Source organism: Lentzea guizhouensis (genome assembly GCF_001701025.1).
In the GTDB taxonomy this organism is placed as follows: Bacteria; Actinomycetota; Actinomycetes; order Mycobacteriales; family Pseudonocardiaceae; genus Lentzea; species Lentzea guizhouensis.
In genome coordinates this window covers 6,010,495-6,035,801 of record NZ_CP016793.1, presented here as the reverse complement: position 1 = coordinate 6,035,801, position 25,307 = coordinate 6,010,495, and the positions used below count along the sequence as shown (strand labels likewise).

The following is a 25,307-nucleotide window of genomic DNA, read 5'->3' as shown; positions in this document are numbered from 1 at the left end:
ATGTCCTGGTGCACGACCAGCTCACCGCCGCCCTCCGAGCCCTCGAAGCGCCCTTCCGGACGCTCGTGGACGACTCGGGGTGGGCGCACGCGAGCATGGAGGGCCTGGTCCTCGACCTCGGCCGGTGGTTCGCCCCCACCGCCACGACCCGCCTCACCCCGCAGCTCACCTTCAGCGTCGCCGCGAGCGAGGCCGCCAGGATCACCGGCGGCCTGTACGTGGAGGGGTACGTGTGGGTGGACGGCCACGCCGAGCCGGCCGCGTGGTGCGGTGTCGGCGACCAGGTCGTCTACGGGCCGGAAGCGGGCGCGTACCTGGGTGTGCCGCTGGCGCCGCACTTCTGCCGCAGAATCCAGCAGCGCAACGGAACGGCCGCGGTGTTGATGAGCAAGCACCCGAAGTTGCTGCCGTTGCTGAAAGACGGGTTGCCGCGCGGCGCCGTGCTTTCCTGAGCGGCGGGGAAACCGACGGCCAGCGGATACTTTCGCGACCCGACTGCCCCACCATTCCCGGCACGAACAAACGCGTCAGCGGCAGCAACCGGCGTCTGATCAGCGCATCGACGAGGCAGCCACCCCCGCGAATTCTGCGGCGACGAATCGCGAACGGCGGAACGCAACCACACTCCGCAGCGATTTGTCCGGTTCTTGCCATCCGCGCGGCGCGCTCCCGCCGGAATCCGGGAAAGCCCTAGGATGACGTCATGACGGAGACGGCGAAACGACGGCCTGGACCGCGCATCGAGGAGGTCGCGCGAGTCGCCGGGGTGTCGAAGTCGACCGTCTCGCGCGTGATCAACCAGGAGCCCTACGTCAGCGCGAAGGCCCGTGAGGCCGTGCACGCCGCGATCGCGGAGCTGGGTTACTCCCCCAACCAGGCCGCGCGCGCGTTGGCGGGGCACCGGGCGAACGCGATCGCGCTCGTCGTGTCCGAACCGACCGGGCGGGTGCTGAGCGACCCGTTCTTCGCGGGTGTGCTGCGCGGGGTGCACTCCGAGCTCGCCGGGCGGCACGTGCAGCTGTTGCTGATGATGAGCCAGCCCGCGGACACCGGCGACCTGGTCGCCTACCTGTCGAGCGGGCACGTGGACGGCGCGCTGCTGGTCAGCCTGCACGGCGAGGACCCGCTGGTGGCGATGCTGCACGAGATCGGGTTGCCGGTCGTGGTCGGCGGGCGGCCGCTGGGGAGCACCAGCGTGCCGTTCGTGGACGCGGACAACTTCACCGGCGGCCTGGAGGCGGCGCGGCACCTGGTGTCACTGGGGCGCAAGCGGATCGGCACGGTCGCCGGCCCGAAGGACATGGCCGTGGGCGCGGACCGGCTCAGCGGGTTCCGGCGCGGGCTGGGTGAGGCGAAGATCGGCGCCGACCTGGTGGCGCACGCCGACTTCACGCCGGAGAGCGGTGCGCGGGCGATGGCCGAGCTGCTCGACCAGGCACCTGACCTCGACGCCGTGTTCGTGGCCGCGGACATCATGGCGGTGGGCGCGCTGCAGACGTTGCACCTGCGCGGCAAGCGGGTGCCCGACGACGTCGCGGTGATCGGGTTCGACGACTCGGTGCTCGCCTCGACCGCCACGCCGCCGCTCACCACGGTCCGGCAGGACGTCGAGGAGCTCGGCCGCACGATGACGTGGCGGCTGCTCGCCGAACTGGCCGGTGAGAGCGGGTTGCCGCCGTCGCTGCTGCTGCCGACCTCGCTCGTGCGCCGCGCCAGCGCATAACGGACCGGGAGCGTTCACGGGACTGCAACCCGCACGCCTTGACCCTCTCAAGTGGCGCGGTAAAGACTGGGAACTTGCCTGTGGGAGCGTTCCCAGGCAACCGCCGCCGCAACCGATGGAGTCCACCGTGTTCTCAGCCACCACTTCGGGCACCCGATGAGCAGACGTGCCGGCATCGACGAGGTCGCCCGCCTGGCCGGCGTCTCCAAGTCCACCGTCTCCCGCGTGCTCAACGACGCCCAGCACGTGAGCGAACGGGCAAAAGACGCGGTCAAACGCGCCGTGGTGCAACTGGACTACACGCCGAACCAGGCCGCACGGTCGTTGGCCGGCCATCGGGCGAACGCCATCGCGCTCGTGCTCTCCGAACCCAGCGGCCGCGTGCTGGCCGACCCGTTCTTCGCCGGTGTCATGCGCGGCGTGCACGCCGAGCTCGCCGGCCGCACCCAGCTCGTGCTGATGATGAGCGAACCCGGCGACGTCTCCGCGTACCTCACCGGCGGCCACGTCGACGGCGCGCTGATCCTCAGCCTGCACGGCACCGACCCGCTGCTGTCGGTGCTGCAGGAGAACGGGCTGCCGATCGTGGTCGGCGGCCGCCCGCTCGCCGGCGGCTCGGTGCCGTACGTCGACTCGGACAACTTCACCGGCGCGGTGGAGGCGACCCGGTACCTGATCTCGTCGGGACGCCGCCGGATCGCCACCATCGCCGGCCCGACCGACATGGCGGTCGGGCTCGACCGGCTGGCCGGGTGGCGGCGCGCGATGGCCGGACGCCCGGCCGACCTGGTGGCGCACGGCGACTTCACCTCCGCCGGTGGCGCGGCGGCGATGAGGTCGTTGCTGCAGCGCGACCCTGACCTGGACGCGGTGTTCGTGGCAGCGGACATCATGGCCCTCGGCGCGCTGCAGGTGCTGCACGCGGCCGGCCGCGAGATCCCCGGCGACGTGGCGGTGATGGGCTTCGACGACTCGGTGCCCGCGGTGCCGCCTGTCGACCGTGCGGCAGGACGTCGAGAAGTTCGGCCGCATGCTGACGTGGCGCCTCCTCGCCGAGATCGACGGCGAGGAGGGACTGCCCCCGTCGGTCGTCCTGCCTACCTCGCTGGTGCTGCGGACAAGCGCCTGACCAGGTCGACGAGCTCCTCGACGTGCTCGCGGTGCGTGCGGTGGCTGAGCACGCACAACCGCAGCGCGTACCGGCCGTCGAGCCGGGTGCTGGACAGGAAGAACCGGCGCGAGTCGTTGATCGCGGTCAGCAGGCGTTCACTCATCTCGTCGTCGGCCGCGCGGAACACGACCACGCTCAGCTCGGACGGCAGCACCTCCAGGCCGTCGACGTCGGCCAGCGCGTCCCGGACGTACCGGGCCAGGTCGAGCTTCTCGTCGAGCGCCTCGCGGAACGCCGCCACGCCGTGCAGGTGCAGCGGCAGCCACACGCGCAGGCCGCGGAACTCGCGGGTGAGCTCCGGGCCGAGGTCGGAGTAGTCCGGCAGGCCGGTGCCGTGGTCGAGGTCCTGCAGGTAGTCACCGTCGGCCACGTGGGCGGCCCGCAGCCGGGCCTCGTCGCGGACGAGCAGGACACCGGTGCCGTAGGGCAGGAACAGGCTCTTGTGCGGGTCCCAGGCGATGGAGTCGGCGCGGGAGATGCCGTGCAGGACCGCGCGGCCGCGGGTGGTGAGCTGGAACGCGCCGCCGTACGCCGCGTCGACGTGGAACCACAACCCCTCCGCCGCGGCCAGGGCGGCGATGTCGTCCAGCGGGTCGACGATGCCGGTGCTGGTGGCGCCGGCCGTGCCGACGACGAGGAACGGCTTGAGGCCTGCTGCCCGGTCCTCGGCGATCATCGACCGGCCGGTGGCCACGTCCATGCGCAGACCGGGGACGACGCGGACGCGTTCGGCCGGGAAGCCGGTGATGCGGGCGGCCTTGGCGACGCAGTGGTGGGTGTGCGCGGTGACGTAGATGACGCCTTCGCGGCCCACGTCGTGGTGTTCGCGGGCGGTGTGGACCGCGGAGAGGGTGGCGAGCGACGCGCCGGTCGTGAACACGCCGCCGGACCCCTCCGGCAGGCCGAACTCGGTGCAGAACCAGCGGATGACGCTGTGTTCCAGCGCCACGAGCGAGGGCGCGGTCGAGGCGACGCCGGTGTAGCGGTTGGTGACCTGGGCGAGCAGCTCGGCGAGCACCGAGCTGTACAGCCCGCCTGCCGGGAAGTACGCGAGGTAGCGCGGACCGGCGGTCTCGACGGCCTCGTGGGCGGCCTGTCCGAACTGCGCGAGCAGGTCGGCGAGCTCACCCGGGGTCTCGGCGGGCGGCGGGGGCAGGAGGGCCGTGCCCGGTGCGGACGCGGGCGCGGCCTCCAGGCCCTCGACGAACTCCTCGACGAAGGCGGTGACGGCCTTCGTCCACTCGGCTCTGGTCTCGCGGTCGGGCTGCAGCATGAGCACACGGTACGAACCGCCCGTGACCGCGTGCTCGCGGGATTCGGTCCTACAGCTCGGTGTTGATGATGGCCTCGACCAGCACCTCGCCGTCGTCGGTCAGCGTCACACCGTCCTGGTCGAGGGTGAGCAGCCCGCGTTCGGCCAGCGAGTCGAACTTCTCCCGCCAGGGCGAGTCGAACACCGACCGGCCGAACCGGGCGCGGTGCAGGTCGTCGCGCACCGGTTGCAACGTGGACAGCGCCATCTTCACGCTCCTGGCTTCCTGCGCTTCCTCGGTGAAACGCGTCGCGGAGCCGAGCGGCACCCGACCGGCGTCGACGGCTTGGGCGTACGACTTCCACTGCACGTCGGTGATCGCCTCCGACGCCCGGCAGCTCGAGCTGCCGCCCAGGCCGATCGCGACCTCGGCCTCCTGCTTGTCCTGGTCGACCATGATGGACTTCCACTTCTCCGGCCCGAGGCCGTTGCGGGCGAAGTACATCGTGGGGTGCTCGGTGTACCCGGCGGCGCGCAGGCCGTCGGTCAGCACCTCGCGCATCCGGTACTGCTCGACCAGCGCCGGCCAGAAGTGGCCGTCGCGCACCAGCTTGTCGCGGTAGGCGGGCAGCTGCCACGGCGCCGGCTGCTCGCCGGCGACACCGGTCCGGGTGTCCGAATAGGACTTCAGGTGCAGCTTGGTGCAGACGACGGCGGTGATCTCCTCCTCCAGCACGACGTCGAGGTCACGCCGGACGCTGTCGACGGTCTGGTCGAGCAGGCCGTACATCAGGTCGATGCTGATCCACTCGAAGCCGGCCTTCTTGGCGTTGCGCACGAAGTCCACGCACATCTGCGAGGTGTGCTCGCGGCCGCACTCGCGCAGCACCGGGTCGTCGAACGACTGCACGCCGCTGGAGAGCTTGGTGCAGCCCAGTTCCCGCAACGCGTCGAGCTTCTCGGGCGTGAACGTGCTGGGGTCGCCCTCGAAGCGGATCGTGGTGTCGTCGGTGAACCCGAAGTTCTCCCGGTAGAAGCCGAGCAGGCGGCGGATCTCGTCGACCGGCAGCAACGACGGCGTGCCACCGAAGACGTTGAACTCGCCGACCGGCGCCTTGGCGAGCTCGGGCACGCGGGCGAGCCACAGCTGGGCCTCGCGGATGTTCCAGTCGACCCACCGCGTCAGCTTCTCGGCCGCGTTCGAGCCCTTGACCAGCACGACCGGGTACTGGCAGAAGCGGCACTTGTAGGCACAGGTGGGGATGTAGGACCAGAGGTGGATCGGCGCGGTGCCGACGAGCTGGTCGCTCAGGTCGTCGAGGAACGCGTCGACCGGGTGGCCGGGCACGTTGCCGGGGAACACGTGCGCCCCGAACGGGTCCTCGGTGACGTACTCCAGCAGGTGCGCGTTGGCGGGGTCCTGCAGCGCCCGCCACACCCTGGGCTCGCGGTCCATCAGAACACACCTCCGTTGCCGAAGTGGTTGTGCGCCTCGCCGGACTCGCGGTCCTCGCAGTAGTACTTCACGAACTCCGCGAACCGCTCTTCCGGCACGTCGGCGAAGCACTCGGGCAGCGGCGGCGGGTAGCCGATGTCCTCCCCCACCGTCGCGCGCAGCCTGGCGAAGAGCTCGTGCCGGAACTCCAGGTACAGCCGGTAGGACGGCGTCTTGTAGGAGTGGATCGGGGTGAAGTCCACCACCCGCATCTCGTCCTTGATCTCCGCGATCCGGCGGCCCAGCCGTTCGGCCAGGTCGGCGCCGAAGAACGCGATCACTGCGTCGTCGTCGAGCAGCGACGGGGTGAGCAGGACGGGCAGGACGGTGTTCTTCGGCGTGAAGTCCTTGATGGAGAACTCCCACGCCTGCAGCGCTTCTTCCTCGGTGAGATCAGCGGTCTGCGCCTCGGTCTGTGTCTCATCATTTTGGGGCCTGATGTCGCGCATCACGATGATGCCGTCGGAGCCGTAAGCGCGGCCCGTGATCACCTCGTCGATCGCGTGGTTGACCCGGCGCGGGTTGATCTCGACCTTGGACAGCGGCGCGTAGGTGATGTCGTAGCCGGAGCCGCGGACCTTGATGCCGAAGTCCCAGTCGTCGGACAGGTGGTTCACGAACCGGCCGTTGTGCAGCTGGTAGCAGATCTCGATGCCGCCGACCCGTTCGTAGGCTTCGCGTTCGACCGCGAAGCCCTTGCCGTCGGGGAAGCCGCCGAACAACGCGAACGTGACCGCGCGGCACCGCAGTGTGCGCTGGATGGCGTCCCACAACCGTGGCCTGCCGACGAAGTGTTCGGCGTTGTAGTAGTAGTCGCACACGCCGATCGCGGCCTTGTCGTGCTCCATCGCGGCGAACAGCTCGGCCAGCCACCGCCGGTCGACGCGGCAGTCGGCGTCGGCGGAGACCAGGTAGAAGCGCTCACCGGGGTCCTGCCGGGCGCGGCTGCGTTGGGCGGCGAAGTCCATGCCCGCCTTGCGCGCGCACGCGACGCCCTGTTCCGGCTCGGCGATCACGTGCAGGGCGATCTCGGGGTGCTCGGCGGCGAAGCGGTGGGCGATGGCGACCGTGTCGTCGGTGGAGTTGTTGTCCACCAGCACGATCTCGTACTGGTCCGGCTCGATGCCGTCCTGCTCGCGCAGGCTGGTGAGCACGGCGTCGAGGTTGGCCGCCTCGTTGAACACGGGCAGCACGACGCTCAGCTTGACGCCCGCGCCCATGGCAGGCGGGAACAGTCTCTCAACCAGGTCGTTCGCCGCGGTCCTGCTGTGCACTCCAAGCTCCTGGTTGTGCGCCACCACTTCCGCCCTCCTCTCCGCGTCGGTCATCAGCTCGTGCACGTCTCTTGCGAACTCCTCGGTCGGCAGGTCGTGGGTCAGGATGTCGAGCACCGGGGCCCGGAAACCGGGGTAGACCGTGTCGTACAGGGCGTAGCGGCTGGTCAGGTACGGCACGCCGGCGGCGACGGCCTCGCTGATCGGGTTGCCGTAGCTCTCGTAGTCGTACGAGGTCAGGAACGACACGATGTCCGCGTGCGCCAACAGGTCCCGCACGGAGAACGCGGCGCTGGTGGACTCGGCCTGGGCCAGGGTGCCGCCGAAGACCACGCGTCTGGTCAGGCCGAGCTCGTCGGTGAGCCTGCGCAGCTTCAGCGTCTCCGCGGGGTGCTCGCCGGTGTCGCCCGCGATGAACAGGTGCACGTCGTCGGGCAGCAGCCTGAGCAGGTGCAGGTCCCGGTCGATGCGCTTCTGCGGGATGATCCGGGTGAACCTGGCGATGAGCTTGGCGTCGTCGGGGATGCCGTGGTGGCGTTTGAAGTCCTTGCGGCCACTGCGTTGTGGCGGCCGGAAGGTGTTCGGCAGGACGTCGAGGTTGCGCAGGTGGGGCTGCCATTCGAGGGTGCGCCTGCGGGCTTCCTCGTGCAGCGCGAAGTAGTGGATGTGCGGTGAGTTGCGCATGTTCGGCGTGCCGGGGAACGGAAAGGTGCCGTACTTGCCCGGTTCGCTCTGCCACATCATGTCGTGGTCGCGCCAGAACACGAAGCGGCCCAGCGCATGGCGGGCGCCGTAACGTTCGATCGCCTGGTAGAGCGCGGTGGTGTAGGCGACGTTCTCCGGCAGCGTGCCGTTCTCGACCATGACCATCGTGACGCCGCGGTCCTCCCAGGTCTGCTCGATCTGCCTGGCGATCTGGTCGGCGATTTCCCCCACACGTGGAATTTCGTCACGCTGGACGGCTTCCAGCGTCCCGGTGACGAAGTCCTGGTCGTAGCCGCTGATCCGGTCGAGGCCGTCGACCCGGTCGAGCGTGACCCAGGGCGGTACCTGTTCGCCGTGGTAGGGCCGGAAGAACGGTCCTTTGTCCGCTTTGACGTCGTAGCCGAGGTCGAGGTGGATCCGCAGACCGCGCCCGGCGAACAGCTCGGCGGTCTTGACGAACTCGACCACCACGCCCGACATCGCCGTGGCGTCGAAGGACACTCCCCACAGGACGGCCATGAACACCCGCTTCGAGTCGACATCCCCTCCACCGCCGAACCTAATGTGAAAGCGCTCTCCCGACAGGTCTGCGTCTCAGCAGGTGCCCTGGGGAAGGGCTTTCATCGTCCGTCCGGCACTGGGCGTGACACGTACTCGCGATTAACACCCGCTTGGCCCAATCTCGCCCGGACTTGAGTAACGCTGCGCTGCCACCGTCGATGGTCAGGCGTACCGACTCCCTGCCCCCGAGGAGCCCGCAGTGATCGAGAACTCGGCCGCCGGCCTGGTGATGGTGCCCGGCGAGGTGGCGGTGACCGTCACCCGCGAGGAGCACCACCAGCAGGCGCTGGCCCGCTACGCCGTGCCGGCCGACGTGGTGCGGTACGTGGCCGTGCACCTGACGTGGTGCGCGATCGGCGCGGGCAAGTACCGCGGGCAGCGCGCCGTCGAGGTGCGGCTGGACGGGCATCGGGTCGGCGAGCTGACCTTCCTGATGTCGCAGCGGTACGCGCCGTTGCTCATGCAGGTGGAGTCGGGCGGTGGCGCGGTCGGGTGCGCCGCCACGGTGCAGCTCGGGACGAACGGGTTGCTGCAGGTCGTGCTGCGGTTGCCGCGCGAGGTGCCGCGGGGTGCGGTCGTGCCGGTCGGGCGGAAGAAGTCGTGGGGCGCGCCGGTGGCGATCGGGGTGGCGAGCGTGCTGGCGTTCTTCTTCGCGATCGGGGCGATCGGGGCGGCGCTGGACCCGCCGCAGGAAAAGCCTTCTCCGGCGGCTGCGGCACCGGTGACGACGACCGTGCCTCCGTCGACGAGCACCACGACGACGACTGCACCGACGACCACTACCACCACGACCACGACCACGACGACCACCGCTCCTCCGGCGGTGGCGCAGCCGAAGCCGCAGCCGGCTCCGCAACCTCAGCCTCAGCCGAAGCCGCAGCCCAACCCGCAGCCCGCACCCGCTCCGGTGCCCGCACCCGCGCCTGCGCCTGCGCCGAAGTGCGACCCGAACTACGGCGGCTGCGTGCCGATCGCGTCCGATGTGGACTGCGCGGGTGGCTCCGGAAACGGACCGGCTTACGTGCGCGGGCCCATCCCCGTCATCGGCAACGACATCTACGGCTTGGACCACGACAAGGACGGCACCGCCTGCGAGTGAGCCAGAATGTGCCCCGTGGAGGTTCCCGGGGCGGTTCTGCGGGTGGCGGGCGACGCGTGGTCGGCTGACACCGAAGGCTTGTCAGGTCAGATCTGGCGGGCTGACGGGTGTTACGTGAAGCGCGCCGCGACCGACGAGCACGCGCGGTTGCGGTGGCTCGGCAGCCGGTTCGAGGTGCCGGCGGTCCTGGCGTTCGAGGACGGCTGGCTGGTGCTGCAGGACGTCGGGGCGCCGTCGCTGGCCGCCGTGGAGCCGGTGCGGGCAGGCACGGTCCTGGGCACGGTGCTGCGGGAGCTGCATTCCGTGCCGTGGCAGGAGTGCCCGTTCGACTCACGGGTCGCGGTGGCGGTGGAGAAGGCTCGGCACAACGTCGAGGCGGGCCTGGTGGACCCGGACGACTTCGACGACGAACACCTCGGCACGTCACCTGAGGAGCTCTTCGAGAAGCTGGTCGCGGCGGCACCCGCCGACGAGGACCTCGTGGTGGTGCACGGCGACTTCTGCCCGCCGAACGTGCTGGTGCGGCCGGACGGGTCGACCGTGGTGATCGACGTGGGCCGGCTCGGGGTGGCCGACCGGCACCACGACCTCGCGCTGGTCCACCGGGAGCTGGGCGAGGAGGCCGCAGCCGCGTTCGACCGCGCCTACGGCCTCGTCCCCGATCCGGCGAAGCTGTACTGGTACCGCCTGCTCGACGAGTTCTTCTAGCCCTGCTCGTACGGCGTCTTCTCGCCGGCCTCGACCTGGAACGCCAGGTGGTTGCCCGCGGGCGGCAACGGGCAGGTGGCGTAGGTCGTGAACGCGCAGGGCAGGTTCGCGGCCCGGTTGAAGTCGAGCACGACCTACAGCCACCGCGCCCGGCGATCTCGATCTCGACGTCACCGGCCCGGACCCGTTCGTCTCCAGCCAATCGAGCGACACACCAGCGCCAGCCATCCGCACGGATCGGCCGGGCCGCGTTCCCGTTCCGTCTTCCACGCCTGCCACTCTTCCGCGAAGCCGCTCGTGTCCGGAAGAACGATCGACGAGATCATCGACTTCGCTGTTCCAGCGACTGCGAACGCCCTAGTGTGCCCCACATGCGATGGCTGGTGGCCGCTTTGGCCGTGGTGCTCAGTGCGTGTTCCGCCACCCCCGCGGCGGAGATCCCCCTGCGGTCAGGGCCGACCCCGATCACCACCGTCAGCGAGACGCTCACCGACGACGAGTTCATCCGGACGTTGTTCAAGAACTTCGTCGAGCGGGTGAACAGCGGCGACGGCAAGGCCGCGATGGCCGCGTGCACGCCCGCCTCCTTCACCTTCGCCGAGCAGCTGCAGCAACACGCGTTGCGCAGCACCGAGAGCCGGCTGGCGCAGTTGCCGACCCTGCAGCACCTGCTGGTCTACGCGCTGCGGCACGCGCAGCCGCCGACGCTGTTCGCGGAGGGCGAGGCCGGGGCGCTGGAGGCCGTGCTGACGGTGTTCACCGACTTCGTCGCGCCGGTCGACCTGACCGGGTTGAAAGTCATCGGTGACGGTGCGACGGCGACCGCCGCCCAGCCGGGCACCGACTCGATCGTCGTGACGTTCGCGCACAACACGGCCGGCAGCTGGGCCCTGGACTACCCCGCGCTGGTCGAAGCGCTGAGCGACGCGCTCGACCAGCTCGCCGCGAGCAAGAGCCTGTCCTCGGCGCAGATGGTCGACCAGGTGCTCGCCACCCGGTTCGGCGCGGCTCGCGCGGCCGAGCTGCGCACGCCGTTGAAGTGAGTCGCGCGTCCTGGTGTCGAACCAGGCACCTCGGGCTCATGAGGCCTGAGTGATCACCGGATCCCGCGCGGTGGGGTGACCGACCGGACTCGCACCGGCTTCGACCAGGACCACAACCTGGCGCCTCGACTGCTTCGGCTTCGGTCACAGCTGCCCGTCGAGGACTCGAACCTCGATCTCCGCGTCCAGAGCGCGGCGTCCGTGCCGATTGGACCAACGGGCATCAAAAAAGCCGCTCGTCGCGATGGCGACGGGCGGCTCCCGGTTGCATAACGGTTCAGGTCATGACGGGAGCTCCGGCAGCTGCTGCATGTGCTGGTGTTGCCTCACAACTGCCTCCCCTCGGGTTCGTTGGCACAACTCTGCCGTGCGTGCCGCCGCAGGGTCAACGCATTTACGCGACCCCTGAAAAACTTTGCAGGATTGCCCGCCGTTCTCACGTAATCCTTCTGTGGACTTGCGGAAAACTTTTGCAACGACTTTCCTGGACCGCTGACACACCCCACGGAAGGCAAGGACATGTCCCAGGACTGGTGGCGACACGCCGTCATCTACCAGGTCTACGTGCGCAGCTTCGCCGACTCGAACGGTGACGGCGTCGGTGACCTGCCCGGCATCCGCTCACGCCTGCCCCACCTCCGCGACCTGGGCGTCGACGCGGTGTGGATCACGCCGTTCTACGCCTCGCCGATGGCCGACGGCGGCTACGACGTGGCCGACTACCGCGCGGTGGACCCGGCGTTCGGCGAGCTCGACGACGTCCGGTCGTTGATCGAGGACGCGCACGAGCTGGGCCTCCGCGTGATCGTCGACATCGTGCCGAACCACAGCTCCGACCAGCACGTCTGGTTCCAGGAGGCGCTGGCCGGCCGCAACCGCGAGCGGTACGTCTTCCGCGAGGGCGTGGGCGACCGGCCGCCCAACGACTGGGAGTCCGTCTTCGGCGGGCCCGCCTGGACGCGCGTCGAGGACGGGTCCTGGTACCTGCACCTGTTCGCGCCGGAGCAGCCGGACCTGAACTGGGAGCTGCCGGAGGTGCGGGAGGAGTTCCTGTCGATCCTGCGGTTCTGGCTGGACCTGGGCGTCGACGGGTTCCGCGTGGACGTGGCGCACGGGATGGTCAAGGCGGCCGGGCTGCCGGACATCGGGCACACCGACCAGCTGAAGCTGCTGGGCACGGAACCGTTGCCGTTCTTCGACCAGGACGGTGTGCACGAGATCCACCGCGAGTGGCGTGCGGTCGTGGACTCGTATCCGGGCGAGCGGGTGCTGGTGGCCGAGGCGTGGACGCCTTCCGCCGAGCGCACGGCGATGTACCTGCGTCCCGACGAGATGCACCAGGCGTTCAACTTCCACTACCTGACGGCGTCGTGGGACCTCCCGTCACTGCGGTCGGTGATCGACTCGTCGCTGGCGGCGGTGGCTCCCGTCGGTGCGCCTACCACGTGGGTGTTGTCCAATCACGACGTTCAGCGGCACGTGACGCGTTATGGCGGCGGCGAGACCGGTGTGCGCCGTGCGCGCGCTGCGTTGGCATTGATGTTGGCGCTACCGGGTTCCGTGTACCTCTATCAGGGCGAAGAACTCGGCCTGCCCGAGGTGCTCGACCTGCCCGACGAGGTGCTGCAGGACCCGATGTGGGAACGGTCCGGGCACACCGAACGCGGCCGTGACGGCTGCCGCGTGCCGCTGCCGTGGACCACGACCGGCCCGTCGCTCGGGTTCGGCACCGGCGGGTCGTGGCTGCCGCAGCCCGCGGACTGGGCGAAGCTCAGCGTCGAGGCCCAGGCCGCCGACCAGGACTCGATGTTGTCCTTCTACCGCACCGCTTTGCGCGCTCGCCGCGAGCACCCCGCCCTGGGTGCGGGCGACGGCGTGACGTGGGTGGACGGCCCCGAGGACGTCCTGTGGTTCACCCGCGAACGCGACGGCCGCTCGGTCTCCTGCGTCGTGAACCTGTCCGGTGAGGTGGTCTCGCTGCCGGACCCCGGCGCGGTGCTGCTGGCCTCGTCCTACTACGGCGTCCGCGACGGGTCGCTGCTGCTCCCGCCGGACACCGCGATCTGGTTCTGACCAGCTGGTTCACCGGTTCACACAAAATTGTCAGACCCCCTGAGTACGGTCCGTGTCATCAGTTCCGGATTGGACTCAGGGGGTACGGCGTGCGCAGGTGGGAGCTCGTCTCCGGCAGCTCGGCGAAGTTCTGGGAGGTCGAGCGGACAGAGCTGGTGGTGACCGTCCGGTTCGGACGGCTGGGCACCGCCGGCCAGACCCAGACCAAGGAGCTCGCCTCGGCGGAGGCCGCAGCGGCCCACGTCGCGAAGCTGGTGGCCGACAAGGAGAAGAAGGGCTACCGCGCCACGACGGCCGCGCCCACTCCCGCCACCCCGCCTGCACCGGCCGGCCCCGCTGCGCAACCGGCCACCGCCTCCACACAGCCCGCTGCGGCTTCCACCGGGCAGCCCGCCTCCACCAACTCCGCGACCGCCCTACCGGCCACCACCGTCGCCGCACCCCAGCCCACCAGCGCGACCACCCAGCCCTCCCCCAGCGCCCAACCTCCCACAACCACCCCATCTCCCGGCTCGCAGCCGACCTCCCCCACCACACCACCCGTCGACGAAGACACCTGGACCATGCCCAAGACGTGGCTGCGCGACGTCATCCGCCAGCGCGGCTTCGACCCGGCCCCGGTCTTCACCCTCGACCCCGCCCTCGCCGCCACGGCCCGCGCCAGGACCACCGACCAGGTCGCCACCCTCGACCGCTTCCTCTCCGCGGAGAGGTCCGACCCCGACCTGGTCACCGCCGCCCGAGCCCACCTCGCCGGCGAGCCGAACCCCGTCGGCGCCGCCGCGGTCGCGATGATGACGACCAGGGACGTGGCCACACTCCACCACTGGATCACCGACCACGGGCTGGCGTTCGCGGTGGAGGCTCTGGTCGAGAGCATCGACGTCCAAGCCGGCTCACGATGGCTCCCGTACCAGAACACCCGCAGCGAGCCGCACCTGTACCGCTACGGCATCCCCGCCCAGCCACGGCTGGACAGCACACCCGGCGAGGTCCTGACAGTGGCCCGGTACGCACTGGCGGTGGCGGACGACGCCGACCGCGCGGAGGCAGAAGCCGCTCTGGAGCGGCAGGACACGCCGAACTCGGGCTTCCTGCGCCCCTTCCTCGTGCCGTCGCGGACCGACTGGTTCGCCGCGGCGTGCCAGACCGCCTCGCGCGGCGGGTGGTGGACGCTTGCCTGCAGCGCCAGCACGGTCGACGAGTACCGGCAGTCCCCCGTGTCGGTGAACAGCGGGGCGACCATCCTGCACACGGCGGTCTACGTGCTCGGGCCTGCCATCGCACCGTTGCTCGCGGAGGCCCTCGACAAGCCGTACCAGCGGGCCGACTCGCGCAAGCAGGCGCTGAAGGTGCTCACCGCGTTGCCCACCGACGAGGCGTTCACGATCCTGCTCGACCGCATCGACACCAAGTACGTGCGCCCGGCGTTGCTGACGATGATGGCGGCGTTCCCGGCGCGGGCGGCCAGGCTGCTCGGCGAGCGGGCGGACACCGACGACAACGCGCGCCAGTTGCTCAGCGCGCACCTGGTGAAGCACCCGCACCTGGAGGCGCCCGCCGGGTTCACCTCGATCGACGCCGACCTGGTGCCGCAGGCGCCGCCGGAGGACCTGCCCGCCGTGCTGGCCGCACCGCCGTGGCTGCACCGCAAGCCGGCGGTGAAACCCGTGGTGGTGACCGACCTGCCGGTGCCGGAGCCGTCGGTCAGGTGGGAACCGGGCGAGCGCGAGGAGTGGCTCAACGACGGCTACTGGGACATCCGCTCGACCTGGCAGGACCTCCTGGCCGAGTTCCAGGCAGGCAAGATCGGGTACCGCACGCGGAACCTGTTCGCGCTGGCACCGGAGGACGTGGTCCGCCCGCTGCTGGCCGGCTGGCGGCCGATCGCGGGCTGGAGCGCCGAGCTCACCGGCAAGATGCTGGCCGCGCGGTTCGAGCTGGACGCCCTGCCACCGCTGCTGCGGACGGTCGAGGCGAGCTCGAACGCCGCCGTGGTCGTGCTCCCGTTCGCCACCCCGGAGGTCGCCGCGCTGATGGCGGACTGGTTCGTGCGGCTCAAGCAGGTGCGCAAGGTCGCGCTGGCGTGGCTGGCCCGGCACCGCGAGACGGCGGCGAGCCTCCTCGTCGTTCCCGCCCTGGGCAAGCCCGGTGCCGAACGCCGCGGCGCCGAGGCAGCGCTCCGCCAGCTGCACGCGATGGGCGTGGACGTGGTGGCGGCCGCACCCGAAGCGGCGCAGGAGGGCATCCGGACGCTGCTGTCGGTCGACCCGGTCGACGTGCTGCCCGCGAAGCTGCCGGTGGTCGGCGAGTGGGCCGATGCCCGGCTGCTCCCCCAGGTCCTGCTGCGCGACCGCAGGTCGGCGCTGTCCGCGGAGGCCGCCGGCCACCTGCTGATGATGGCCGCGCTGTCCAAGCCCGGCGAGGTCTACGCGGGCCTGCCGATCGCCCGCAAGGCACTGGACCGCGACTCGCTGGCGACCTTCGCGTGGGCCGTCTTCCAGCGCTGGCAGGAGATCGGCGCCCCGTCGAAGGAGGGCTGGGCGCTGACCGGCCTCGGCTGGCTCGGCGACGACAGCACGGTCCGCGCGCTGTCGCCGTTGATCCGCGCCTGGCCCGGCGAGAGCCAGCACACCAGGGCCGTGACGGGCCTGGACGTCCTGGCCGACATCGGCACCGAGGTCGCCCTGTCCCACCTCAACGCCATCGCGGAGAAGGTGAAGTTCAAGGGCCTCAAGACCCGCGCCCAGGAGAAGGTCGCCCAGATCGCCGCCGAGCTCGGCCTGTCCCGCGACCAGCTCGCCGACCGCCTGGTCCCGAGGCTCGGCCTCGACGACGAGGCCTCGCTGGTGATCGACTACGGCCCGCGCCAGTTCCGCGTCGGCTTCGACGAACAGCTCAAGCCCTACGTCCTCGACCCCGACGGCAAGCGCCGCAAGGAGCTCCCCAAGCCGGGCGCCAAGGACGACCAGGACCTCGCCCCGCTGGAGCACAAGCGCTACGCGGCCCTGAAGAAGGACGTTCGCACAGTCGCGGCCGACCAGATCCACCGCCTCGAACGCGCGATGTGCGACCAGCGCACCTGGACCGCCGAGGAGTTCCACACGGTCCTGGCCGCCCACCCGCTGCTGTGGCACATCGTCCGCCGCCTGGTCTGGATCACTGACGGCGGCGTCTCGTTCCGCCTGGCCGAGGACCGCACCCTCGCCGACGCGAACGACGACGAGCTCACCCTCCCGGAGACGGCCACCGTCCGCGTCGCCCACCCGGTCGCCCTGCGGGACACGCTGCAGGCGTGGGGCGAGGTCTTCGCCGACTACGAGATCCTCCAGCCGTTCCCCCAGCTCGGCCGCCCGCTGCACGTCCTGGCCTCCGGCGAGGACGCCCTGGCGCACCTGAACAAGTACACCGACCAGCCCTACCCGGTCGGCAAGATCCTCGGCCTCACCAAGAAGGGCTGGGTCCGCGGCGAACCCCAGGACGCCGGCGTCGAGTGCTGGATCACCCGCCCGCTCTCCACCGGCGGCGCACTGGTCGCCTCCCTCGACCCCGGCATCGCGGTCGGCGCCATCGACGTCTTCCCCGAGATCAAGTTCACCGACATCTGGTACTCCCCCGACGGCAGGGGCTACTGGTCAGCCCAGAAGAACGCCCCCACCACCGTCCAGCTCGACGCCATCACCACCTCCGAACTGCTGTCCGAACTGGAGTCCCTGCACCCGTGACCACGAACCTGAGAGACACCGCAGCCCGCAGGTGGGAGCTCGTCGCCGGCAGCTCGGCGAAGTTCTGGGAGGTCGCCCAAGATGGCACCACCGTGACCGTCCGCTTCGGACGCATCGGCACCGCCGGCCAGACCCAGACCAAGGACCTCGGCGACACCGACGCGGCCACCGCCCACGTCGCGAAGCTGGTGGCGGAGAAGGAGAAGAAGGGCTACACGGCGGTCACCTCGACCACGCCCACCCCTCTCGCCGCCGCAACCGGCCCCATCCCCGCCACCGCTGCCCCCGCCAGCTCGGCCAATGCCAGCCTGGCACCCACCAGCCCAGCACCCACCAACCCGGCCAGTACCACCCCGGCACCAACCACCCGCGACGGCGCCACCCCAGCACCAACCAGCCCGCCTCCTGCACGCTCCAGCCAGGCACCCACTCCTGCCCACCCCCACCACCTCAGCACCCCACCCCACCCGGCCTCCCACACACCCGCCCACCGCCCCCGCCGGCCTCCGACGAAGACGCCTGGGAGATGCCCACCGCCTGGCACCGCCACCTGATCCGCCACCGCGGCCTGACCCCGGCACCCGAGTTCGCACTCGACCCCACCCTGGCCGCCAAGGCACGCGGCAAGCTCACCGAGCACATCGGCCTGATCGAGGAAGCGCTGGCCATCCCCGGCACCGCCCCCGACCTCGTCGAAGCCGCGCGACAGCACCTGGCCGGGCACCCGAACCCGCTCGGCGCGGCCGCGATCGCAACCGTCGCGGCATCAGGCCCGCAGCTGGCACACCTGTGGATCGCCGACCACGGCGTGGCGTTCGCCGCCGAGGCGACCGTCGAGTTCATGGGCCTGACGTTCACGCAGGAGTGGGACGATCAGAAGGCGACGTGGGCCAAGACCCGCCTGCACCGCGTGACCAACGGCTTCCACGTGGCTGCCGACACCGCCGAGGCCAAGATGCTCACCGCGGTCCGCTATGCGCTGGCCAACGCCGACGAAGCGGACCGAACGGCCGCCGAGACCGCACTGCAGGACATGGGTGCGATCGACCGGGTGAAGGAGCTGCGGTCGTTCCTGCTGCCCGAACGCGCTGACTGGTTCGCCGAGGTGTGCGCCCTGCCGTACTCGTCGAGCAAGTGGTGGATGCTGCCGTGCACGGCCCGCAGCTACGACGACTTCGTCCGCGCCGAAGCAACGCTGACCAACTCGGCGTTCGTGCTCTACACCGCGGTGAACGTCCTGGGCCCGGCCGTCGCGCCCCTGCTCGCCCAGGAGCTCGACGCCGATTACGGGTTCGCCGACGGCCTTAAGCAGGCCGTCAAGGTGATCGCCGCGCTCCCGACCGACGAAGCCTTCACGATCCTGCTCGATCGCCTGGACAAGAAGCACGTGCGCCCCGCCGTGCTGTCGGCGATGGCGACGTTCCCGAGACGGGCGGCCCGGCTCCTCGGTGAGCGGGTGGACAACGACGACCTGCGCAAGCTGCTGGCCGCGCACCTGATGTCGTACCCGGACCTGGAGGTGCCGGACGAGGTCCGCGCGGTGCTCGACGCGCACGAGGTGGACGTCTGGCCGGACGCGAGCACCGACCAGCTGCCACCGCTGCTGGTCTCGCCGCCGTGGGTGAACCGCAAACCGGCCGCGAAGCCCGTGGTGCTGACCGACCTCCCCGCACCGGCCGCGTCGGAACGCTGGGAGGACGGCGAACGCGACCAGTGGCTGACGACCGCTCTCGAGTGGAACGGCAACCACTACGACTGGCGCAAGCTCCTCAAGGAGTACCAGGCGGGCACCATCGGCTGGAAGGACAACGACCTGTTCCTCCTCGCTCCCGAGGAGAAGGTGCGCTCGCTGCTGGCGGACTGGGATCCGAGCTACACCTACGACGTCGAGGAGTGGGGCAAGGGCATCGCCGCCCGGTTCGGCCTGGACGCCGTGCCACCGCTGATGAAGCTCGTGCAGTCGAGTCCTGGCCAGGGCGGTGTGGTGCTGGTGCCGTTCGCCACGCCCGAGGTGGCCGTGGTGATGGCGGGCTGGTTCGCGAGGACCAAGCTGCCCCGCCGCTGGGGCCTCGCGTGGCTCGCCCGCCACCGCGAGCAGGCTGCCCTGCTGCTCATCCCCGCGGCCGCCGGCAAACCGGGCACCCCGCGCCACGACGCCGAGGCCGCCCTGCGTCACCTGCACGGCCTCGGGGTCGACGTGCCGGGTCTGGCGGCGTCGTGCGGAGCGCAGGCGGTGGTCGATTCGATGCTGTCGGTCGACCCGGTCGACGTGCTGCCCGCGAAGCTGCCGGTGATCGGCGAGTGGGCCGACACCCGGCTGCTGCCCCAGGTCCTGCTCCGCGACCGCACCCACGCGCTGTCCGCCGAGGCGGCGAACCACCTGCTGATGACGGCCGCGCTGTCCAAGCCGGGCGAGGTCTACGCCGGTCTTCCGGTCGTCCGCGAGGCACTCGACCCCGCGTCGCTGGCCGCGTTCGCCTGGGCGGTGTTCGAGCAGTGGTACCGGTCGGGCGCGCCGGCGAAGGACGCCTGGGCGCTGCACGCGCTCGGCTGGTTCGGTGACGACACGACGGTCCGCGCGCTGTCGCCGTTGATCCGCAGCTGGCCGGGGGCGAGCCAGCACGCCAGGGCGGTGGCCGGGCTCGACGTGCTCGCCGAGATCGGCACCGAGGTGGCGTTGTCCCACCTCAACAGCATCGCGGAGAAGGTGCCGTTCAAGGGCCTCAAGACCCGTGCGCAGGAGAAGGTCGCGCAGATCGCCGCCGAGCTGGGTCTGTCCCGCGACCAGCTCGCCGACCGCCTGGTGCCGCGCCTGGGCCTGGACGACGAGGCCACGTTGGTGATCGACTACGGCCCGCGCCAGTTCCGGGTCGGCTTCGACGAACAGCTCAAGCCCTACGTGCTGGACCCGGACGGCAAGCGCCGCAAGGACCTGCCGAAGCCGGGCGCGAAGGACGACCAGGAGAAGGCGCCGCTGGAGCACAAGCGGTTCTCGGCGTTGAAGAAGGACGTCCGCACGATCGCCTCCGACCAGATCCAGCGGTTGGAGCGGGCGATGGTCGACCAGCGCACGTGGACCGCCGAGGAGTTCCACACGGTGCTGGCCGCGCACCCGTTGCTGTGGCACATCGTCCGGCGCCTGGTGTGGATCACCGATGCCGGGCTGTCGTTCCGGCTGGCCGAGGACCGCACGTTCGCCGACTCGAACGACGACGAGGTCACGCTGCCCGAGGACGCGGTCATCCGCGTCGCCCACCCGGTCACGCTCGGGGACTCGTTGGCGGCGTGGGGCGAGGTGTTCGCCGACTACGAGATCCTGCAGCCGTTCCCGCAGCTGGGCCGGCCGCTGCACGTGCTGGCCCGCGGTGAGGACCTGTTGCCGCGGCTGAAGAAGTACTGCGACGTGCGCTACCCGATCGGCAAGATCCTCGGCCTCACCAAGAAGGGCTGGGTCCGCGGCGAACCGCAGGACGCCGGTGTCGAGTGCTGGATCACCCGGCCGTTCCCCGGTGGCGGCGCGCTGGTGGCCTCTCTCGACCCTGGCATCGCGGTCGGCGCGATGGACGTGTTCCCCGAGGTCGGGTTCAGCGGCGTCTGGTTCTCGCCCAGCGGTCATGGCAGCTGGTCCGCCCCCAAGAACGCACCCTCCACCTACCCGGTCGACCCGATCACGACCTCCGAGCTCCTCGCCGAACTGGAGTCCCTGCAGCCATGACCAGCACCCAGACGATGCAGCGCCCGCCGGCCGAGGTCCGCTACGCGGGTGAGCTGGCCCGGCTCCGCGACTCCGACACCGCGCCGAAACCACCGGGCTGGGCGCTGAGCCTGGAGTCGGCGCGCCGGTTCGTCGTCGGCGACGAGAAGCGCGGCATCACCAAGAAGTTCGTCGGCGACCCGTCCCTTGTGGACAGGGCACTGGTGACGCTCGCGACGAGCCGCGGGCTGATGCTCGTCGGTGAGCCGGGCACGGCCAAGTCGCTGCTGTCCGAGCTGATCGCGGCGGCGGTGTGCGGCGAGTCGACGCTCACGATCCAGGGTGGCGCGGCGACCACCGAGGACCAGATCAAGTACTCGTGGAACTACGCGTTGCTGGTGGCGGAGGGACCTTCGCCGCGGTCGCTGGTGCCGGCGCCGATGCTGCGGGGCATGGCCGAGGGCAAGGTCGTGCGGTTCGAGGAGATCACCCGCTGCCCGCTCGAGGTGCAGGACTGCATGCTGTCGATGCTGTCGGACCGGGTGATGGCGATCGGTGAGCTGAACGGCCCGGACGGCATGGTGTTCGCGCAGGACGGGTTCAACGTGATCGCCACCGCGAACACGCGTGACCGCGGTGTCAACGAGATGAGCGCGGCGCTCAAGCGGCGGTTCAACTTCGAGACGGTGTTCCCGATCGCGGACTTCGACACCGAGCTCGCGCTGGTTGAGCAGGAGGCGGCGAAGCTGCTGGAGCGCTCCGGCGTGCAGCTCGCGCCGAAGCGGGACGTGCTGGAGGTGCTGGTGCGGACGTTCCGCGACCTGCGCGAGGGCACCGACCGGCTCACCACCGTGATGAGCACGGCGGAGGCGGTGTCGGTGGCGCACGCGGTCGGACTGCGCGGCTGGTTCCTGCGCGGTGAGCACGGGTCCGCGGCCGACGTCGTCGAGTGCCTGGCGGGCACGGCGGCCAAGGACAACGCCGACGACCTGGCCCGGTTGCGGCGGTACCTGGAGCAGCACGCGCCGCGCAGGAAGGGCAAGCAGTGGCAGGAGCTGCACCGCGCCCGGCACCTGCTGCCCGGCTGATGGGGGCCGTGTTCGTCGGCGTCCGCCACCACAGTCCCGCCTGTGCCCGGCTGGTCGCCGCCACCATCGCCGAGCAGCAGCCCGCGTACGTGCTGATCGAGGGTCCCGCCGACTTCAACGAGCGCATCGACGAGCTGCTGCTGGGCCACGAGCTGCCGATCGCGTTGTTCAGCTACTCCGACGACCACGCGTCGTGGGCCCCGTTCTGCGACTACTCGCCGGAGTGGGTGGCCATCGCGGAGGCACGCGGGTGCGGTGCGGAGGTCAGGTTCATCGACCTGCCCGCGTGGCACGAGTCGTTCCACGACGTCAGCAACCGGTACGCCGACGCGGAGCTGCGGTACGCCGAGGTCGTCGAGCGGCTGTGCGCCGAGTTCGCGGTCGACAACGTGGACGTGCTGTGGGACCACCTGTTCGAGTCCGAGCAGGAGCCGCGAGGGCTGGCCGAGTACTTCGACCTGGTGCGCGGAACGGCCACGGCGGACGTCGGTGACGCGGCGCGCGAGGAGTACATGGCGCGCTGGGTGCGGGCAGCGGTGCACGACGCCGGTGAACGGCCGGTCGTCGTGGTCACCGGCGGTTTCCACACACCGGCTCTGCAGGCGATGCTCGACGGCGGCACCGAGTGGCCGGAGGTGCCCGAACGCGACCGCGGCGCCAGCTACCTCGTGCCGTACTCGCACGCGCGGCTGGACGCGTTCACCGGCTACCAGTCCGGCATGCCGTCCCCCGGTTACTACCAGCAGGTGTGGGAACAGGGCTCCCGGCGGGCGGCGGACTGGCTGGTCGAGTCGGTGGCGACCCGGCTGCGGCGCAGGCAGCAGCCGGTGTCGACGGCGGACCTGATCGCGGCGCACACCCAGGCCGGTGCGCTGGCCAGGTTGCGCGGGCACGAGCACCCGACGCGCACCGACGTGCTGGACGGCCTGACGAGTGCGTTGATCTCCGAGGACCTGACGCAACCGCCGCCGTGGACGCGGCGCGGCACGTTGCAGCCGGGCGCGCACCCGGCGCTGGTCGAGATGATCGGCGCGCTGCGGGGTGACCAGGTCGGGCGGCTGCACCCGAGCACACCCGCGCCGCCTTTGGTCGGCGCCGTGCAAGAGCTGCTGCGCACGCACGGCCTCGACCACGCCGGCAAGGTCTCGCTCGACCTCACGGACCCGGCCGCGTTGGAGCGCAGCAGGATCCTGCACCGGCTGCGGGTGCTGCGGATCCCCGGTTTCGACCGCGTCAGCGGACCGTCCCAGGGCGCGGCGCCGCAGCTCGACGAGGAATGGGGGCTGCGGCCCGTCGAGGAGCGGCTGGCGGCGTTGATCGAGGCCGCCGAGCACGGTGCCACGCTGCCGGAGGCGGCCGGGGTGGCGCTCGAACGCCGTGCGCGGCACGCCCAGCTGCAGGACCTGGCCGGAATCCTGTTCGACGCGGTGCTGTGCGGGATCTCGACGTTGTCGGGCCGGGTCAAGGAGACGCTCAACGAGGGCGTGCGGGACACCGGTGACCTCGCGACGCTCGGGCACGTGCTGAGCGGGGTGTTGGGGCTGTGGCGGCACGACCGGTTGTTCGGCACGGCGAAGGACCCGTTGCTGGGCGCGGTGATCGACACGGGCACGACCAGGGTGCTGTGGCTGGTCGAGGGCCTGCACGGCGGGCCGGCGCCGGCCGATCCCGACCGGTTGCGGGCGATGGCGGCGACCAGGGACGCGGTGCTGCACGCGAAGTCCGCGCTGTCACTGGACGTCGCGGACGTCACGGGCGTGGCGACCCGCGTGAGCGACGACGTGCAGGCGCCGCCGGACCTGCGTGGCGCGGCACTCGGGCTGGCCTGGGCGCTGGGCGCGCAGCCGGACGTGCGGAAGGTCAGGAGCATCGCGGCGCTGGGCGACTGGCTGGCCGGGTTGTTCGCCGTGGCGCGCGAGGAGGTGCTGGCGAGCCCCGAGCTGGTCGGGGTGCTGGACGAGCTGGTCAGCGCGATGGACGAGGAGGAGTTCCTGGTGGCGCTGCCCGCGTTGCGGCTCGCCTTCAGCTACTTCCCGCCCAGGGAACGGGAAACGATCGCGGCGACCGTGCTGGCGCACCGCGGGGTCGCGGGCGACGCGCGGAGCCTGACCCGTCTCGACACCGATCCGGTGGTCGTGGCGGAGGCGATGGCGATCGAGCAGCGGGTGGACGCGTTGCTGGTGAAGGGCGGACTGGCATGACGGACCTGGAACGCTGGCGGTTGATCCTCGGTGAGCCCGCCTCCCGGTGCACCGGCAGCCTGCAGGGCGAGGCGGCCCGCCGGGACGCCGCACTGGAGTGGCTCTACGGCCGAGATCCCGAGCTCGCCGAACGCGGCGTGCGCAAGGGCGGCAACGAGGACTCGGTGGTGCAGACCGTCGACTGGCTGGACGAGGTGCACACCCTGTTCCCCCGCAAGACGATCGAACGGCTGGAACGCGACGCCGTCGAACGTTACGAGATCACCGACATCGTGACAGATCCCGATGTGCTGCAACGGATCGAGCCGAACGCGGCGTTGCTGCGCGCGGTGCTGCGGACCAAGCACCTGATGAACCCCGCCGTGCTCGCGATGGCCCGCAAGATCGTCGAGGCGGTCGTCAAGCAGCTGATGGAGAAGCTGAAGACCGAGGTGCGCCAAGCGTTCAGCGGCACCAGGTCGCGGCAGCCGAGCATCCACCGCAACTCGCGCAACTTCGACTTCCGCGCCACGATCAGGGCGAACCTGCGGCGCTACCAACCGGAAGAGCGCAAGCTCTCCATCGAGCACGCGAAGTTCTTCTCCCGCACCCGCAAGCACGTCGAGCAGTGGCAGGTGGTCCTGCTCGTCGACCAGTCCGGCTCGATGACCAGCTCGGTGATCCACTCGGCGGTCACCGCGGCCTGCCTGTGGGGCCTGCCGGGCCTGCACACGCACCTGATCGCGTTCGACACCAACGTGGTCGACCTGACCTCCGACGTGACCGACCCGGTCGAGCTCCTGATGAAGGTGCAGCTCGGCGGCGGCACGGACATCGCCAAGGCCACCGAGTACGGCGCCGGCCTCGTCGACAGCCCGCGCCGGGCGATCGTCGCGATCATCAGCGACTTCTACGAGGGCGGCAACCCCGACCGCCTGGTGCGCACCGTGAAGGGCCTGTGCGAACAGGGCACCCACGTGCTCTGCCTGGCAGCGCTCGACGACGAGGCGAACCCGGACTACGACCGCGTGCTGGGCCAGCGCCTGGCCAATGTGGGCGCCCACGTCGGCGCGATGACCCCAGGCGAGCTAGCGGAATTCGTTGCGGAGAAACTCAGGTGACCAGACCCGACCTGCTCGCCCTCACCCCCGACGCCCTGGCGGCCCTGGCCAATCGCGGCCTGCTCAAACGCGCCACCAAGGAGCTCGACGCGGGCACCGTCCCCACCCTCGACACCGACCCGACCGGCACCGTCCAGGCCAAGTTCCCCGACGGCACCACCACAACCCTCCCCCCGAACACCACGCTGGACGCCGCACCCTGCAGCTGCGGCGCCTCCGGCGTCTGCCGCCACCGCATCGCCGTCGTCCTCACCTACCAACGCACCCAGGCCACCACCCCCACGCCCGCGGCCGAGCCGGCCCCGCTCTGGTCCCCCGGCACGGTGACCGACGACGACCTCACCTCCCTGATGGGCGAACGCACCCTCCGCCGCGCCCGCCGCGCCTTCCAAGCC

Annotated in this window: 16 protein-coding genes, 2 tRNA genes and 2 pseudogenes; 14 read left to right on the top strand and 6 right to left on the bottom strand. The window is 70.9% G+C overall.

Annotated features, from left to right (window positions below; translation table 11 throughout):
• Nucleotides 1–8: 8 nt before the first annotated feature.
• The 4 genes and pseudogenes from BBK82_RS29525 (at nt 9) to BBK82_RS56390 (ending at nt 2,852) form a co-directional block, all read left to right on the top strand.
• A complete protein-coding gene (locus tag BBK82_RS29525; protein ID WP_065917914.1) occupies nt 9–452 on the top strand; it encodes a hypothetical protein in 444 nt (147 codons plus the stop codon).
• Nucleotides 453–703: 251 nt separating this feature from the next.
• A complete protein-coding gene (locus tag BBK82_RS29520) occupies nt 704–1,723 on the top strand; it encodes a LacI family DNA-binding transcriptional regulator (protein WP_065917913.1) in 1,020 nt (339 codons plus the stop codon).
• Nucleotides 1,724–1,879: 156 nt separating this feature from the next.
• Nucleotides 1,880–2,647 (top strand): annotated as a pseudogene (locus tag BBK82_RS29515) (LacI family DNA-binding transcriptional regulator); the annotation flags it as partial.
• A gap of 76 nt (nt 2,648–2,723) precedes the next feature.
• Entirely contained in the window at nt 2,724–2,852 is a 129-nt protein-coding gene (locus BBK82_RS56390) for a hypothetical protein (RefSeq protein ID WP_335617984.1), read from the top strand.
• Here the strand turns inward: BBK82_RS56390 and BBK82_RS29510 are convergent.
• The 3 genes from BBK82_RS29510 to BBK82_RS29500 are packed head-to-tail and all read right to left on the bottom strand — an operon-like array spanning nt 2,821 to nt 8,139.
• Complete coding sequence (locus BBK82_RS29510) at nt 2,821–4,167, bottom strand: pyridoxal phosphate-dependent decarboxylase family protein (protein ID WP_065921447.1); 1,347 nt, start codon at nt 4,165–4,167, stop codon at nt 2,821–2,823. The two genes, BBK82_RS56390 and BBK82_RS29510, sit on opposite strands and share 32 nt — an antisense overlap.
• A gap of 49 nt (nt 4,168–4,216) precedes the next feature.
• A complete protein-coding gene (locus tag BBK82_RS29505) occupies nt 4,217–5,602 on the bottom strand; it encodes a radical SAM protein (RefSeq protein WP_065917912.1) in 1,386 nt (461 codons plus the stop codon).
• Nucleotides 5,602–8,139, bottom strand: a complete 2,538-nt coding sequence (locus BBK82_RS29500; protein WP_065921446.1) for a glycosyltransferase — start codon at nt 8,137–8,139, stop codon at nt 5,602–5,604. The genes BBK82_RS29505 and BBK82_RS29500 overlap by 1 nt, the downstream gene beginning before the upstream one ends.
• A gap of 241 nt (nt 8,140–8,380) precedes the next feature.
• Between BBK82_RS29500 and BBK82_RS52860 the strand changes: the two genes are divergently transcribed.
• Both BBK82_RS52860 and BBK82_RS29490 read left to right on the top strand, forming a co-directional pair.
• On the top strand, nt 8,381–9,280 hold the full coding sequence (locus BBK82_RS52860) for a hypothetical protein (RefSeq protein ID WP_218920359.1): 900 nt from the start codon (nt 8,381–8,383) through the stop codon (nt 9,278–9,280).
• A gap of 15 nt (nt 9,281–9,295) precedes the next feature.
• Nucleotides 9,296–9,988: an APH(3') family aminoglycoside O-phosphotransferase gene (locus BBK82_RS29490; protein WP_218920358.1), complete on the top strand. Its 693-nt coding sequence runs from the start codon at nt 9,296–9,298 to the stop codon at nt 9,986–9,988.
• Here the strand turns inward: BBK82_RS29490 and BBK82_RS47875 are convergent.
• Nucleotides 9,985–10,122 (bottom strand): annotated as a pseudogene (locus tag BBK82_RS47875) (DUF1684 domain-containing protein); the annotation flags it as partial. The gene BBK82_RS29490 and the pseudogene BBK82_RS47875 sit on opposite strands and share 4 nt — an antisense overlap.
• A gap of 237 nt (nt 10,123–10,359) precedes the next feature.
• On the opposite strand from BBK82_RS47875, the gene BBK82_RS29485 reads away from it, so the two are divergent.
• Complete coding sequence (locus BBK82_RS29485) at nt 10,360–11,031, top strand: hypothetical protein (protein WP_154697575.1); 672 nt, start codon at nt 10,360–10,362, stop codon at nt 11,029–11,031.
• A gap of 71 nt (nt 11,032–11,102) precedes the next feature.
• Here BBK82_RS29485 and BBK82_RS50695 read toward each other — a convergent pair.
• Together BBK82_RS50695 and BBK82_RS29480 are read right to left on the bottom strand one after the other, a co-directional pair.
• Nucleotides 11,103–11,179: transfer RNA gene (locus BBK82_RS50695), tRNA-His, on the bottom strand.
• Between the two features lie 2 nt (nt 11,180–11,181).
• A tRNA-Gln gene (locus BBK82_RS29480) sits at nt 11,182–11,254 on the bottom strand.
• Nucleotides 11,255–11,550: 296 nt separating this feature from the next.
• On the opposite strand from BBK82_RS29480, the gene BBK82_RS29475 reads away from it, so the two are divergent.
• The 7 genes from BBK82_RS29475 to BBK82_RS29450 all read left to right on the top strand — a co-directional run bounded on the left by BBK82_RS29475 (nt 11,551) and on the right by BBK82_RS29450 (nt 24,912).
• Entirely contained in the window at nt 11,551–13,104 is a 1,554-nt protein-coding gene (locus BBK82_RS29475) for a glycoside hydrolase family 13 protein (protein ID WP_065917909.1), read from the top strand.
• Between the two features lie 89 nt (nt 13,105–13,193).
• A complete protein-coding gene (locus tag BBK82_RS29470) occupies nt 13,194–16,829 on the top strand; it encodes a DUF4132 domain-containing protein (protein WP_065917908.1) in 3,636 nt (1,211 codons plus the stop codon).
• Nucleotides 16,826–17,383, top strand: a complete 558-nt coding sequence (locus BBK82_RS50690; protein WP_218920357.1) for a WGR domain-containing protein — start codon at nt 16,826–16,828, stop codon at nt 17,381–17,383. Before BBK82_RS29470 ends, BBK82_RS50690 begins: the two co-directional genes overlap by 4 nt.
• A complete protein-coding gene (locus tag BBK82_RS29465) occupies nt 17,356–20,544 on the top strand; it encodes a DUF4132 domain-containing protein (RefSeq protein WP_065917907.1) in 3,189 nt (1,062 codons plus the stop codon). Before BBK82_RS50690 ends, BBK82_RS29465 begins: the two co-directional genes overlap by 28 nt.
• On the top strand, nt 20,541–21,611 hold the full coding sequence (locus BBK82_RS29460; RefSeq protein WP_065917906.1) for an ATP-binding protein: 1,071 nt from the start codon (nt 20,541–20,543) through the stop codon (nt 21,609–21,611). Before BBK82_RS29465 ends, BBK82_RS29460 begins: the two co-directional genes overlap by 4 nt.
• On the top strand, nt 21,611–23,812 hold the full coding sequence (locus BBK82_RS29455) for a DUF5682 family protein (protein ID WP_065917905.1): 2,202 nt from the start codon (nt 21,611–21,613) through the stop codon (nt 23,810–23,812). The genes BBK82_RS29460 and BBK82_RS29455 overlap by 1 nt, the downstream gene beginning before the upstream one ends.
• Complete coding sequence (locus BBK82_RS29450) at nt 23,809–24,912, top strand: VWA domain-containing protein (protein WP_065917904.1); 1,104 nt, start codon at nt 23,809–23,811, stop codon at nt 24,910–24,912. The genes BBK82_RS29455 and BBK82_RS29450 overlap by 4 nt, the downstream gene beginning before the upstream one ends.
• Nucleotides 24,913–25,307 lie beyond the last annotated feature (395 nt).

What these genes read in the sequence shown, in the direction of transcription:
- BBK82_RS29510 (WP_065921447.1), bottom strand. Translation starts at nt 4,167, where the DNA reads ATGCTGCAGCCCGACCGCGAGACCAGAGCCGAGTGGACGAAGGCCGTC.
- BBK82_RS29485 (WP_154697575.1), top strand. Translation starts at nt 10,360, where the DNA reads ATGCGATGGCTGGTGGCCGCTTTGGCCGTGGTGCTCAGTGCGTGTTCC.
- BBK82_RS29500 (WP_065921446.1), bottom strand. Translation starts at nt 8,139, where the DNA reads ATGGCCGTCCTGTGGGGAGTGTCCTTCGACGCCACGGCGATGTCGGGC.
- BBK82_RS29460 (WP_065917906.1), top strand. Translation starts at nt 20,541, where the DNA reads ATGACCAGCACCCAGACGATGCAGCGCCCGCCGGCCGAGGTCCGCTAC.
- BBK82_RS29520 (WP_065917913.1), top strand. Translation starts at nt 704, where the DNA reads ATGACGGAGACGGCGAAACGACGGCCTGGACCGCGCATCGAGGAGGTC.
- BBK82_RS29505 (WP_065917912.1), bottom strand. Translation starts at nt 5,602, where the DNA reads ATGGACCGCGAGCCCAGGGTGTGGCGGGCGCTGCAGGACCCCGCCAAC.
- BBK82_RS29475 (WP_065917909.1), top strand. Translation starts at nt 11,551, where the DNA reads ATGTCCCAGGACTGGTGGCGACACGCCGTCATCTACCAGGTCTACGTG.
- BBK82_RS29465 (WP_065917907.1), top strand. Translation starts at nt 17,356, where the DNA reads ATGCCCACCGCCTGGCACCGCCACCTGATCCGCCACCGCGGCCTGACC.
- BBK82_RS29455 (WP_065917905.1), top strand. Translation starts at nt 21,611, where the DNA reads ATGGGGGCCGTGTTCGTCGGCGTCCGCCACCACAGTCCCGCCTGTGCC.
- BBK82_RS29450 (WP_065917904.1), top strand. Translation starts at nt 23,809, where the DNA reads ATGACGGACCTGGAACGCTGGCGGTTGATCCTCGGTGAGCCCGCCTCC.